Source organism: Metaclostridioides mangenotii (assembly GCF_018917235.1).
Classification (GTDB): Bacteria; Bacillota; Clostridia; order Peptostreptococcales; family Peptostreptococcaceae; genus Metaclostridioides.
In genome coordinates, this window is the sequence record NZ_JAHLOF010000001.1 from 493075 (window position 1) to 506197 (window position 13123).

Consider the following 13123-nt stretch of genomic DNA (forward strand, 5'->3'; position numbering starts at 1 on the left):
CCTCCAGAATATTTAGAATAAATACTTTTTAAAGCTCTCTCCACAATTAGTTTTTTCTACACCTAAAATATCGGCAATAGTAGCTCCAATATCACAAAAACTACTTCTTACACCTAAGTTTACTCCTTTTTTAATTCTATCTCCATAAATTAAAACAGGAATATATTCTCTAGTGTGATCCGTTCCTTTGTAAGTAGGGTCATTTCCGTGATCTGAATTAATTATTAAAATATCATCTTCTTTCATAGCTTCAATTATCTCAGGCAGTCTAGCGTCAAACTCTTCAATAGCTTTTTTATAGCCTTTTGGATCTCTTCTATGCCCGTATTTAGAGTCAAAATCTACTAGATTTGTATATATAAGTCCCCTATTATTAGATTTAATATATTTAATAGTTTTGTCTACACCGTCCATATTATCTTTAGTATGTACAGCCTCGGTAATACCTTTTCCGTTAAATATATCCTCAATCTTTCCAACAGCAATTACATCAAGCCCAGAACCTTTAATATTATCTAATACTGTAGTTTTAAAAGGATCAACAGAGTAATCTCTTCTGTTTGAAGTTCTCTCAAAACTTCCTTTTTTATTCCCGATATATGGTCTAGCAATTATTCTTGCTACCGCATTGTCTCCACTCATAATTTTTCTTGCTATCTTGCACATATTGTAAAGCTCCTCTAATGGGATTATTTCCTCATGTGCAGCAATCTGAAGAACACTATCAGCAGAAGTATATACAATTGCATCTCCAGTTTTTATCTGATGTTCGCCTAACTCATCTAAAATAACAGTCCCTGACTCGGGTTTATTTCCTACAACTTTTCTTCCAGTTTGTTTTTCAAATTCATCTATAATATCTTTAGGAAAACCATTTGGAAAAGTCTTAAAAGGCTTATCCACCACAATGCCAGCCATTTCCCAATGTCCAGTTGTAGTATCCTTTCCTTGTGAAATTTCAGCACATTTACCAAAAGCAGCCGCAGGTTTATCGGCTTTTTCTAAGAAGTCAACTCCATCAATATTACCAATACCCATATCAACTATATTAGGCATATTGATATCTCCTTGTGACTTAACGATATTTCCTATAGTATTAGCACCGACATCACCAAATTTATCTGCATCAGGTAATTCACCAATACCAACACTATCAATTATTATCCAAATAACTCTACTCATAAAATCACTCCTTAAAAATTCTACATATATTGTATGTAGAATTCTATAATTAAGAACATATTTAAAAATATATTAACACATATAAGTATCAAAGATACTATTTTTAGATAAAAATCTATACAAAAATAGGCCAGCTAAATGTTTTACACAAATAGTCTAGCCTTTAATAATATTTTTTTTATTTAAAATGTAACGTAATTTTATGATGATATAAAATGCCTCTAAAAAAATTATCCTCAGAATCTATTACTTTCTAGGATGCTTTTCCTTAAGCTCCCTGCGAATATTTTGATCAATCTGATTTAAATAAACTTGAATACTCGATAAATTTGAGTTTCCTAAAATCTTACTTACTACTCCAATATTTGCTCCTTTGTTTAAAAGATGAATAGCAAACGAATGTCTAAGCATTGTAGGGTTTATATTTTTATCAATATTTGCAAGTTTTGAATATTTCTTAATAATTTTCCAAAGACCTTGTCTAGTAAATCTATGACCTAAAGAACTAACAAATAGAGCGTCTTCTGTTTCATATGCCATCTTTGATCTAGATTCCGTGATGTACAATTGAAGATAGTGCTTTGTTGTATCGAATAAAGGTATAACTCTCTTGTTCTTACACTCCTTGCAATCAATATAATCTAGATCAAAATCCACATCACTTAAATTCATATCTACAAGTTCAGATACCCTCATCCCTGTACCATATAAAAGCTCAAAGATAGCTTTATCTCTAATTAGCTTAGGCGTATCAAGTTTTGGAAAATTTAATAGAGATACTATTTCATCTTCTGTTAGTATTTCTACACTATCCTTTTTTACCTTAGGTTTTTTCATATTTTGTGCCGGATTGTCATTACATATGCGATTAAAAAATAAATACTCATGAAAAGATTTTATAGAAGATATCATTCTAGCTATTGTAGCTACTGATATATTTTCTTTTTCAAGTTGAATCAAAAAACTTATTATATCATTTTCTACTACATCATTTATTTCGATGTTATTTCTTACCATATAATCTCTATATCTTTTGATATCCATAAAATATGATGAAACTGTATTTTCTGATAGCTTTTTTTTATTTTTTATATAATCTATGTATCCCTCTATAACGTCCATATTAAACTCCTTTATATTGCTAGGAACTTCATAATACCAATACTAACTGTATTTAATACCAATTGCAACCCTGTAGAAACTATTACAACAATCAGTATATTAAATATATATCTCTTAACCAAAGAGAAAATATTCCTATTGCTAACCCTTTTGTATCTATAAATCATTTCCCTAAAATAATTTACTGCAAGTAGTAATAATAAAATAGCAGCCGGTATAATTATTAAATTCTTAATTATTACTAGTACAACTAAACTGGCGCTCTTTGCTTTCAATGCTAATATACAGCTATTAATAGTGTATCCAATCGATATCCCTTTTAAAACAAAAGCTAGTCCTGTTATAGGAACTGTAACTACGAATAAACCAAATATAGCCATAATGCACATAAAAATCAAATCAGCTCTATAGTTTGTAAAAACCGTTTGCATTACACTTATTCCCGATTTATAGTAGTTAACTGTTGGGTTAATTTTATCCATTACATCTCCCGATCCAGGGATTATTTTATTTAAATAAGTACCTATAGCAACTGAAATTATAAATAAAATACCTACAAACATTATGCTTCTGTTCAGCGAATCAAAATCATCTTTTCTTGAAGTTCTTCTCAAAATTATCCCCCCTTGTCCTTTATATATTTTTATGCTTTTGGACAGGGGGTTATTCTTTTAAATTAAATCTTTTGTCATCAATATTCCTATAGAAGTCTTTGCATCTTCTATATCATTTTTTATTACCATCTCGTATGCATCTTTTATGTCTATTTCCATAACATCTAAAAATTCATCACTCTCAAGTTTAGTTTCCCCAGGAGTTAAACCTGTAGCTAAAAATATAAATATTTTTTCATTTGAAAATCCAGCTGATGAATAGAATTTATGGATAAGCTTTATATTATCTGCTGTATAACCTGTCTCTTCTTGCAACTCTCTTATTGCGCATTCTTTTGGATTTTCTCCTATTTCCAATTTTCCTGCAGGTATTTCAACAAGAGCCTCTTCAATAGGCTTTCTAAACTGTTTTACTAAAACAATTTTATTATCGTTAGTTATGGCTACTATTCCTACTGCACCACCATGTTCAACTATCTCTCTCTTGCTGTAGCCTTTTTCTGGAATTTCAACAGTATCAACTCTTAGACTAACTATTTTTCCTGTATATATTTTATCACTTTTAATAGTTTTCTCTTCTAATACCATTTTCTACCTCCGTTATATAATATGCAGCTGTACTCGCTGCCTCAAAGAACTCTCTATCTTCTTCATAACCTCTGCCCATACTTCTAACTTTTAGATTAAAATGTTCTAAATCCTCTTTTGTATTATCATTTTCTATAAAAATTATATTGTGCTTCTTATTTAGACCATTTTTTTCTATTTGCTCTTCAACTTTACAAAGTTTATGTTGATCGTATTTAGTAAGAGGTATATACACCCTTTCATTTACTATTTCTTTAAATACAGTTATGCTGTGATGAGATATTCCATAGTGTCTATCTCTCTTATCTGCAAAACTAATTCTAGGTACTGCCACAGGTACTCCACCAAGCTTATTAACCGCATCTAATATAGGACCTTGTTCAATTCCTGTAAAACCATATTTAGTTCCTGTACCTACTATTCCAGGACCCATACTTACAAATACTGCATCAGCATTTAGTATATTCTTCGCAGTAATTAATGCAGTGTATATATTTACGCATTCATAATCTCCACCAAATGCATTTCCTATAGTAATCGTACTATCAATTAATCCCTTATTCTTTAAGTTTTCAACGTTTTTGCTTAAATATATCGGTAAAGCTGCCCCATCAGTCATTATATAAACTAATCTCTTATTTGGATACTGTCTTTTATACGATGCAACAAAAGGTGTCAACATACTGTGTAGTGTACCAACTACTACAGGCAAGTTATCAAGACTTTTAAACTCAGAAAATTTGCTATGATACTCGCTTTCTTGTTCTTCAACTGCATCTACTTTAACTTGAAAAGGGGTATATCTAAGTTTCATGATATGTCCACCTTCTGTAAGCTTTGATTCTAAATTGTTTAGATTTGAAATTACAAAATGGTATCCGCCTGTACCTAAGCTTAACTCTACTGCTGTTGTATTTAAAAGTACTTCATCACCTTCATTTACTTCACCAGTCATCTTTGGATAATTATATGCTCTTTGCTCTTCTCCGTTTACAACTACTATTAAATCATCTAACACTCCATTTTTGCTGACTATTGATTTTACTTTTCCTAATCTTTTACTTATCATAAGCTACCTTCCCAATCTATCTAAGAAATTTAGTACTTTTACATTCTCAATAATTTTAGTTAATGAATATTTTTCTGTAAGTATATGAATTAATATTAGAAATATTAACCAACCAACTCTAATATTAAAAGAGTATCCAAATACTATCATAAGACCAATAGACATCCCCAGAACGTTAGAACCTGTATCACCCATCATAGCCTTTGCCTTAAGATCATGATTGAAATAAGCTAGAACATTAGGCACTATTAGAAGAGGTAACACTTGTACAAATCCAGCTACGGTTAAAAATACTACAACCATTATGAATAAATAAACTTTTATTGCTCTACCTGGTCTTAAATCCAATAAATTCATCAAATTAGTAGAAAGTGCAATAACCAATGTGTTAACTACTATTTCTAAAATGTCTTTTGTTACTGCTACAGATACTAAAAGACCAACTATTCCACCAAATAGTGCTTTAAATCCACCGGTAGTGAGATTTCCATTAAACAAGCTTTTAAAGTGTCCTTTAAGTCCACTTACATTTCTATTCCCAATAATATCATCGAGAACGCCAGCAAAAAACATAGAGACAAGTGCAAAATCAAACATAAAAATATATAACAAACTTTCATAGTTAATCGTCAAAAAGGCTAGAATAATACTATTTATAACCATCATAGGCAAGAATACAATACCCATACTTACTGGTATCATTTCTTTATTGTAATTTGGTCTTATTATATCACCTGAAATCATCATGTTTCTAAATAAAGGTATACATAAATAAGTCCCAAATAATCCTGTTATAAGCAGTATTATATATATTAAATAAGTATCTAGAACTAACATCATACTACCTCCACTCTTTCTTCTTCTGGTTTACAATTTTTTTAATATGGTAGTATTGTTTACCTCTATGAATAAATCCTTTTAAACTTCTTCCTGTTTCATTGTGCGTCATATTTACAAGTATCTCTTTTATCTTAAATCCATATTTAAGAATATCTATAGTCATCCCCACTTCAACACCATATCCATATGGCATCTCATCAAATTTTTCCAAGACTTCTCTTTTAAAAACCCTCTGTCCAGAAATTGAAGATGTTAAATCCTCGCCAGTCATTTCAAGGACTGAGTTTCTAGCTAAACCTTTAACTAGCCCGAAACCACCTTTTTTCTTTGCCGATGGAAATCTTGCTATAGTTACATCAACTTCATTATTTTTTACTGGCTGTATTAATTTTTCAACTTCAGAGGAACAAACGCCTAAATCTCCGTCTAAAAATCCAATTATATCTGCATTTTCCAATGCTATTTTTAAACCATAATTTAGAGCATATCCTTTTCCTCTATTTTTATCTAACTTATGAAATTTGACTTTATCTAATGAATACTCACTAACTATTTTAGCTGTATTGTCTCTAGATCCATCATCAATAACCACAATTTCGGATATATCATTTATATCTTTTATTCCATCTAATGTATCTTTTATAAATTTTTCTTCATTGTAAACTGGTATTATTATACTAATATACTGGTTCATTTCATTCACTCCTTAAATCTCCTTATTCCTCTATTGGAATTAAACTATCTGCAGTTTTTGAAGAACCGAAGTTACCTATTTTATTTCCTTGTTTTAAAAGTATTGATAGTGATATACTTCCACTCTCTTCATTTATGTTATCTATAGTAGCAACTTTATTTTTAGAGTATAAATCTACATAAGAAGTTGTTACATCTGAATTCTGAACTTCTACCATGTATTTATTTTGTGCTTTTAAAGAATCTACTAAATATTTATCTAACTTTTCAAAATCCTTTTCTGGATTTTTAGAATCATCTCCAGCAGAAAGAATTACAGAATCATAAGATAAATATGAACTTCCTAAATAGTTAAGCTTAATTAGATCTAATTCTTGTAAATACTCGAGTTTTGAGCTAGCATCTTCTGTACTTAGCGTCTCTATTATATAATTTACTGCGCCTTCTGTATCACTTAAATCTACCCCAACCTTCTGAGATACCTCTTTTAACTTTGCCGTCTGTTTTATAGAATCTTTAATCACAATATTAAATGCTATCTTAGCTCCAGTTTTATCAAGAGTTGTAGTTATACCTTCACTATTATCAAAGTTTTCATTTAAAGTTATTATACCTACAGTTTTACCAGTTAGTGTAGAATCTATTAGTTTATCTACATTTTTATTGATATATGCAACTGCTTTGTCATATTTCGAATTTGATTTGCTTAAATCATTTTTTAAGGAATCATTTGTATCTTTTAATATTTCAAATTTTTCGTCTAAATCGTTTATCATGTTTGCTTGTTGCTCACTTAACTGTTCGTTGTTGTTTAAGTTGAACCCTACTAGTATACCTATCCCTAAAGCTATAAATATAGCACCAATGGTAACAATGTAGTACTTCATATTAATATGCATTGTAATCCTCCTCTATCTACATCTGTAAAAGTAGCTTAAACTTTAACTGCATAAGTTGCATAAAATGTTGAACCCCTGGTGATAAATATGCAAGTATAAGTACTGGGAATAAAGCTGTTGCAAGTAATGCTATTACATACTTAAATTTCAGCTTACTTCTATAAAGTAAGTTTACACCCTTTGCATCTATCAACTTTGATCCAATTTTTAGTCTTACTAAAAATGTACTTGCCATACCTTTTCGTCCCTTTTCTAGGAAATCTATCATATTTGAGTGAGTTCCTACTGCTACTATCAGTTCTGCTTTGTATTCATATGCTATAAGCATGGCAATATCTTCACTTGTGCCTGGCGCTGGAAAAACAATTGCATCTAATCCTAAATTTTCAACCCTCTCAAGTCCAGGCGCTCTTCCATCAGTATAAGCATGCACCACTATTTCTTTAGCCTTTTTAAGGGCATCATCACTCACACTATCCATATCCCCTACTATTACATCAGGAGTATATCCAAATTCAATAAGTGCATCTGCTCCACCATCAACTCCAACCAGTACAGGTTTGACCTCTTCTATGTAGGATATCATAGTGCTTAAATCTTCTTTATAATCTTGACCTCTAACTACTATTAACACATGTTTATTTGCATAATCTGTGTTAACTGGAGGTATTTCAACTTCACCTAGAATAAAACCTTTTTCCTTTTTCGCATAATCAATAGTATTATCAATGAATCTGTCTAATTCAAAAGATAAATTTTCGTAGGCCTTTTTAATTTTCTCTCTGACAAGTTTTAAATCTAAAACTTCTCCTTCACCTAATAATTCACCTTCTCGGTATATCTTCCCATCTATAACTTCGATAACTTGATCTTCTTTTAATTCATTAAATAATTCTTCACCAATATTATCTATAATTAATATATTGTTCTCAGTTAGTATCCCAGGTCCTTTGTTTGGATATCTACCGCTTATAGAAGGAGCCGCATTTACAACAAGCTTAATTTTAGCTTCTACCAGAGAATTCGCAGCGACTTCGTCAATATCAATGTGATTGATTACTGCAATATCTCCGCTGACAAGTCTCTTAGCAAGCTTTTTTGTCTTCCTATCCACTTTTATTGGAGCTTCGACTCTCATTTTTAAACCTCCGCCATCAATTTTATAAAATCACATTATATTATAGCATTAGTTAACAATAAAATAAATGTTTTAAGTATATTCGAGCGTCATGTATACATTTTTTGTATTTTTATGGTTTATTATCTTTTTCATATTGTCTAAATTTATTTATTTTTTTAGTTTTTATAATGAATTAAAATTATTTTCTATAAAAAATAAAGTCCTCTAAAAAGAGGACTTTGCTATTAACCTAATTATTTAACCATACTATGCTCTAATCTAAGTTTATCTGAAATCATTGCAATAAACTCTGAGTTTGTTGGTTTTCCTTTAGTATTATGAACTGTGTATCCAAACAATTGATTTATAGTATCAACTTTACCTCTACTCCATGCAACTTCTATTGCATGTCTTATAGCTCTTTCAACTCTACTAGGAGTAGTATTAAATTTCTTTGCAATACTTGGGTATAATTCCTTAGTTACAGCTCCTAAAAGCTCAACATTTTCTATAACCATCTTGATGGCTTCTCTTAAATATAAATAACCTTTGATATGAGCTGGAACTCCTATTTCGTGTATTATATTTGTTATTTCAGTTTCTATATTTCCAACGTTTTTAACAAAATCACTTCTTGTCATCTGAGTATCATAATTTTGTTTTGGTTCAATTTTTACTGCCTTGTTTGACACTAATTCTCTGATTCTATTTATAAATACAACAAAATCAAAAGGTTTCACAATGTAGTAATCTGCTCCTAAGCTTATAGCATTTTGAGTTATCTTGTCTTGACCTACTGCAGATAAAACTATGATTTTAGGAAATTTTGCAATCTCCATGCTATTAAGCTTTTCGATTACACCTAATCCGTCCAAATGTGGCATAATGATGTCTAATACCAATAAATCAGGTTGAGTCTTTTTAACTAATTCTAATGCTTCAATCCCGTCCTTTGCGATACCTAAGACTTCTATATCATCCTCATTTGATAAATACTCGTTTAAAACTTGACAAAAATCCTTATTGTCATCTGCTAAAACTATCTTGATTTTTTCGTTCACTAAAAATCCCCCCATCAAAAACATTTTCTTATACAGAAAAATCAAACTTCTTACACTAAATTGTTATATAATCTTTACACTAGTATCCTTATTCGACAGGCTCAAATTATATTCCTTCAAACAAATAAAAAAATTTATTAAATTATCTATAATTTTATCATTTCGTTTATCAAAATGCCATATCCTTTTTTAGGATCTTCTTTAGATACGTGTGTAACGGCTCCAATTATTTTGTTATTTTGTATTATTGGAGCACCACTCATGCCTTGTACAATTCCTCCAGTGTAATCAATTAAATTTTTATCTACTACTGTTAATACTATCTCTTTATGATTTCCACGGGAAGTCATAATATCCTCTATTTTTATTTCAAAAGATGTTATATTTTTATTTTTATCTTCAAATAGTATATAAGCTTTACCTTTTTTTACGTCATTTACATCTCCAACCTCCATAAGCTGCATTTCTTTATCCCCTAGTTTCAAATCATTACCTTTTCCACCTATAAATTTTCCGCTTATACCAATATCAGTGTTATTTGAAAATTTTCCAACAATATTGGAGTTTTCATAGTCTCCTTTGATGTAACCCACCTTATCTTTTGTAGATTTTATAAGTTCTAACTTTTCTGGCCTATAAATCCTTCCATCTCTTATTTTCAATAATTCATTAGTATCCGTATCTTTTATAGCGTGACCAATTGCTCCAATTCTATTGTTTTCTGGATCGTAAAATGTCATAGTGCCTACACCAGAAATTTTATCTCTTACCCATAGTCCTAATTTGAAATGACCTTCTGATTTTTTTAGTTTAATTTCTTCTGTTCTATAAATATTATTTCTTTCAAATTTAATCTCGATTTTATCTATTTGCTTATCTAAGCTATTTAAAATGTTTAATACATCTTGACTATCTTTTATCTTCTGTTTTTCTATTTCAATAATATTGTCTCCAATTTTTAGACCACCAACATATTCCACATTTTCTTCTTCAAATCCTATAATTAAAACTCCATCAGTATCTGCTTTTATCCCTATGATATTTCCAAGTGGATACACAAACTTTTTATTCCTATCTTTAAAGCTTGTCACCTCAGTATCACTTATTTTATTCTCAATTAAATTTAATGAATGATTAAATAAATCTTTTTTATAAGAATAAGTTAATCCCAATACTACAATGCAAGACAATGTGATAATTTTTATTTTAAATCCTCTAACATTTTTTAAAAGTTTTACTTTAAAGTTACTTTTCTTCATAGTTTATCACTCCCTAAGTTGTATACAATTATAATTCCAATTGGTAAGTTTTATTATTCAGTAAAAGATTTTATTTAAACGTATATTTTTGTATACTTATGCTCTTTTATTTAATTTTTTTAATGATTATCTGTAAAATTCATAAAGCATTGCTATAATAACTATAATTATTTATTTTTTATTTGAAAGGCGGTCATATTGTGATTTTAAGTATAAAAGATGCAAATATCGGTAATTGGAGAGATTTAATAAACTTATCAGTAAAAAAAAATCAGGCTAAATTTATTGAAAGCAATCTTCTATCTATAGCGGAATCTAAATTTGAAACATCTTGGAAGCCCGTTGGAATTTACAACGAAAGTACTCTAATAGGATTTGCAATGTATGGAAAACTCAAGGACAACAGAGTGTGGTTAGATAGATTCATGATTGACTACAGATATCAGTGTCGAGGCTATGGAAAGAAATCTTTGGATTTTTTGATAAATCATTTATTTAATTTTTATACTTGCAATGAAATTTATTTAAGCATATACGAAGATAACATTTCTGCGATTGATTTATATATCTCTGTTGGGTTTGAGTTTAATGGTGAACTAGATGATAACGGTGAAAAAGTAATGGTTTTAGTACTGTAACTTTAGTTGTTATTTACCTAATGATGTAAAACATTTATAATAAATATGTCAGGAGGAAATTATGAAAAGAAAGAGAAATTTAAAACAAGAATTATGGTATCTTTGTTACATGGAGTTTATAAATGCTATATTATTTATCTGTGTATATTTTGCTAATATAAATAATCTAAATATAGATTTCCATCCTATAACACTTTATCCTGTAACATTACTTAGTCTAATCCTCCTAGAGGGTTCGGTTTATTGGTTTGTTTGTTTAAAAAGAGTTCAAAAAAGAGATAGGACTTTGTACAAAAATATTGTAGCTCCAATTTTTATTTTTTTAAATAAATTAAACTTAATACTTTTTTCTATATACATACCAATATATATTGCAAATATAGGTAAAAGTGGTTTAGTAGGAAAAATAGTAGGAATAACTATTTATTTATTTGCGCTTATTGAACTAATTAACTACTTCTACTATAGACTTTCTTATTACACGAAAGGTGGATTCGGTTTGAAAGTTGTTGAACCATTGGTTAATCTGTTCACTAAAAATGCATCTAAATCACAAATTAGCAAAGAAATATCTAATTATAAAACTCAAAGAACTAATAATAATAAATCTGAATAAGTAGATCTTAGTAAATCTTTATAAACTCTATTTTTATTGAAATCATTTTCTAATATTAAGTGTTTTTAATTATAATTTGTTGTATAAAAAAAGTAACACGCAAACATAAATGTTTGCGCGTTACTTTTAGCTATTAACAATTTTATAAAGCATTTTTTATATCTTTTTCTATATTTTCAGGATCAACTGTTGGTTCAAAACGAGCGATAATATTACCATCTCTTCCTATTAAGAATTTTGTAAAGTTCCATTTTATAGAGCTATCATTATATTCATCTTGATATTTTTCTCTAGCAATTCCATCCAATAATTCTGCCATTTCTCCAGTTCCAAACCCTTCAAATTTAGTGTTATCAGTTAAATATTTGTAAAGTGGATCTTGATTTTCACCTCTTACATCTATCTTTTGAGACAATGGGAAAGTAACTCCATATCTCACTGAGCAAAACTCCTTCACATCACTATTGCTGCCAGGCTCTTGGCCATTAAACTGGTTACAAGGGAATCCTATAACTACTAACCCTTGATCTTTGTACTCTTTGTAAAGTTTCTCAAGACCTTCATATTGCGGTGTAAATCCACACTCACTAGCAGTATTAACTATTAAAACTACTTTGTCCTTAAAATCATCAAGAGATGTATCATTTCCTTCTATCGTTTTGTATTTAAAATTATAAATTGACATATTGACCACCATTCCTTTTTTATTTTTTTAGTTCTAGTTCGTAATATTTGATTTCCAACTCTGTATTGAATTATATACCCAATAATTTTTACTTTATATCAATTTTATTTATTATAGATAGAAAATTTATATATAATATTGATTATATATAAGATTTAATCGTACTCTCAATATTTTTTGGATCAATAGTTGGTTCAAATCTAGCCTTAATATTGCCATTTCTATCTATTAAGAACTTAGTAAAGTTCCATTTAATTGAGCTATCACTATAATTTCCTTTATATTTCTTTTTAAGCATAAACTCTAATCCTCTTGATTTTATTCCTTTACCAAAGCCTTCGAAATTTGTATTCTCAGTTAAATATTTAAATATTGGATCTATATTCTCATCTCTTACTTCTATCTTTTGAGATAGATGGAAAGTTACTCCGTATCTTAACTTACAGAAGCTTTCAACTTCATGGTTGTTTCCTGGTTCTTGCTCAGCAAACTGATTACACGGAAACCCTAACACTACAAAACCTTTATCTATATAATCCTTATAAAGCTTTTCAAGGCCTTCATATTGATATGTAAATCCACATTTACTTGCTGTATTTACAATTAATATTACCTTTCCCTTAAATTCATCCATAGAGACTTCTTTACCACTAATATCTTTAAACTTAAAATCGTATATAGTCATAATAAACCTCACCTCTCTTTTATTTTATATTAATTTTTTTACTTGTTTATCT

At 29.2% G+C, this 13123-nt stretch carries 15 protein-coding genes; 2 read left to right on the forward strand and 13 right to left on the reverse strand.

From position 1 onward, the window contains the following. Positions 1-12: 12 nt before the first annotated feature. The 11 genes from KQI18_RS02305 to KQI18_RS02355 form a co-directional block, all read right to left on the reverse strand. A complete protein-coding gene (locus KQI18_RS02305) occupies positions 13-1182 on the reverse strand; it encodes a phosphopentomutase (protein ID WP_216466001.1) in 1170 nt (389 codons plus the stop codon). 246 nt (positions 1183-1428) lie between these two features. After that, positions 1429-2304 (reverse strand): tyrosine-type recombinase/integrase, encoded by an 876-nt coding sequence (locus KQI18_RS02310; protein ID WP_216466002.1) that lies wholly within the window; start codon positions 2302-2304, stop codon positions 1429-1431. Positions 2305-2315: 11 nt separating this feature from the next. Further along, a complete protein-coding gene (locus KQI18_RS02315) occupies positions 2316-2918 on the reverse strand; it encodes a hypothetical protein (RefSeq protein ID WP_216466003.1) in 603 nt (200 codons plus the stop codon). A 57-nt stretch (positions 2919-2975) separates the two neighbouring features. After that, on the reverse strand, positions 2976-3506 hold the full coding sequence (locus KQI18_RS02320) for an NUDIX hydrolase (RefSeq protein WP_216466004.1): 531 nt from the start codon (positions 3504-3506) through the stop codon (positions 2976-2978). After that, on the reverse strand, positions 3481-4575 hold the full coding sequence (locus tag KQI18_RS02325; protein WP_216466005.1) for a DUF3866 family protein: 1095 nt from the start codon (positions 4573-4575) through the stop codon (positions 3481-3483). Before KQI18_RS02325 ends, KQI18_RS02320 begins: the two co-directional genes overlap by 26 nt. Positions 4576-4578: 3 nt before the next feature. Further along, complete coding sequence (locus tag KQI18_RS02330; protein WP_216466006.1) at positions 4579-5412, reverse strand: glycosyl transferase; 834 nt, start codon at positions 5410-5412, stop codon at positions 4579-4581. A gap of 4 nt (positions 5413-5416) precedes the next feature. Beyond that, complete coding sequence (locus tag KQI18_RS02335) at positions 5417-6109, reverse strand: glycosyltransferase family 2 protein (protein WP_216466249.1); 693 nt, start codon at positions 6107-6109, stop codon at positions 5417-5419. Between the two features lie 22 nt (positions 6110-6131). Further along, positions 6132-7007, reverse strand: a complete 876-nt coding sequence (locus KQI18_RS02340; protein WP_216466007.1) for a copper transporter — start codon at positions 7005-7007, stop codon at positions 6132-6134. A 16-nt stretch (positions 7008-7023) separates the two neighbouring features. Then, entirely contained in the window at positions 7024-8145 is a 1122-nt protein-coding gene (gene steA, locus KQI18_RS02345; RefSeq protein WP_216466008.1) for a putative cytokinetic ring protein SteA, read from the reverse strand. A 236-nt stretch (positions 8146-8381) separates the two neighbouring features. Continuing rightward, a complete protein-coding gene (spo0A, locus tag KQI18_RS02350; RefSeq protein ID WP_420330389.1) occupies positions 8382-9212 on the reverse strand; it encodes a sporulation transcription factor Spo0A in 831 nt (276 codons plus the stop codon). A 122-nt stretch (positions 9213-9334) separates the two neighbouring features. Continuing rightward, on the reverse strand, positions 9335-10447 hold the full coding sequence (locus KQI18_RS02355) for a SpoIVB peptidase S55 domain-containing protein (RefSeq protein WP_216466010.1): 1113 nt from the start codon (positions 10445-10447) through the stop codon (positions 9335-9337). Between the two features lie 200 nt (positions 10448-10647). Here KQI18_RS02355 and KQI18_RS02360 point away from each other — a divergent pair, with 200 nt between their 5' ends. Further along, positions 10648-11085, forward strand: a complete 438-nt coding sequence (locus tag KQI18_RS02360) for a GNAT family N-acetyltransferase (RefSeq protein ID WP_216466011.1) — start codon at positions 10648-10650, stop codon at positions 11083-11085. 61 nt (positions 11086-11146) lie between these two features. Then, the gene (locus tag KQI18_RS02365) at positions 11147-11701 is read left to right on the forward strand and encodes a hypothetical protein (RefSeq protein ID WP_216466012.1); all 555 of its coding nucleotides are present in this window, start codon (positions 11147-11149) and stop codon (positions 11699-11701) included. A 142-nt stretch (positions 11702-11843) separates the two neighbouring features. On the opposite strand, the gene KQI18_RS02370 is transcribed toward KQI18_RS02365, so the two are convergent. Together KQI18_RS02370 and KQI18_RS02375 are read right to left on the reverse strand one after the other, a co-directional pair. After that, entirely contained in the window at positions 11844-12386 is a 543-nt protein-coding gene (locus tag KQI18_RS02370) for a glutathione peroxidase (protein ID WP_216466013.1), read from the reverse strand. Between the two features lie 142 nt (positions 12387-12528). Continuing rightward, a complete protein-coding gene (locus KQI18_RS02375) occupies positions 12529-13071 on the reverse strand; it encodes a glutathione peroxidase (RefSeq protein ID WP_216466014.1) in 543 nt (180 codons plus the stop codon). Between the last annotated feature and the right edge of the window lie 52 nt (positions 13072-13123).

Coding starts and splice junctions, on each gene's coding strand:
- KQI18_RS02305 (WP_216466001.1), bottom strand. CDS start 1,182: ATGAGTAGAGTTATTTGGATAATAATTGATAGTGTTGGTATTGGTGAA.
- KQI18_RS02310 (WP_216466002.1), bottom strand. CDS start 2,304: ATGGACGTTATAGAGGGATACATAGATTATATAAAAAATAAAAAAAAG.
- KQI18_RS02320 (WP_216466004.1), bottom strand. CDS start 3,506: ATGGTATTAGAAGAGAAAACTATTAAAAGTGATAAAATATATACAGGA.
- KQI18_RS02325 (WP_216466005.1), bottom strand. CDS start 4,575: ATGATAAGTAAAAGATTAGGAAAAGTAAAATCAATAGTCAGCAAAAAT.
- KQI18_RS02330 (WP_216466006.1), bottom strand. CDS start 5,412: ATGTTAGTTCTAGATACTTATTTAATATATATAATACTGCTTATAACA.
- KQI18_RS02335 (WP_216466249.1), bottom strand. CDS start 6,109: ATGAACCAGTATATTAGTATAATAATACCAGTTTACAATGAAGAAAAA.
- KQI18_RS02340 (WP_216466007.1), bottom strand. CDS start 7,007: ATGCATATTAATATGAAGTACTACATTGTTACCATTGGTGCTATATTT.
- steA (WP_216466008.1), bottom strand. CDS start 8,145: ATGAGAGTCGAAGCTCCAATAAAAGTGGATAGGAAGACAAAAAAGCTT.
- spo0A (WP_420330389.1), bottom strand. CDS start 9,212: ATGTTTTTGATGGGGGGATTTTTAGTGAACGAAAAAATCAAGATAGTT.
- KQI18_RS02355 (WP_216466010.1), bottom strand. CDS start 10,447: ATGAAGAAAAGTAACTTTAAAGTAAAACTTTTAAAAAATGTTAGAGGA.
- KQI18_RS02365 (WP_216466012.1), top strand. CDS start 11,147: ATGAAAAGAAAGAGAAATTTAAAACAAGAATTATGGTATCTTTGTTAC.
- KQI18_RS02370 (WP_216466013.1), bottom strand. CDS start 12,386: ATGTCAATTTATAATTTTAAATACAAAACGATAGAAGGAAATGATACA.
- KQI18_RS02375 (WP_216466014.1), bottom strand. CDS start 13,071: ATGACTATATACGATTTTAAGTTTAAAGATATTAGTGGTAAAGAAGTC.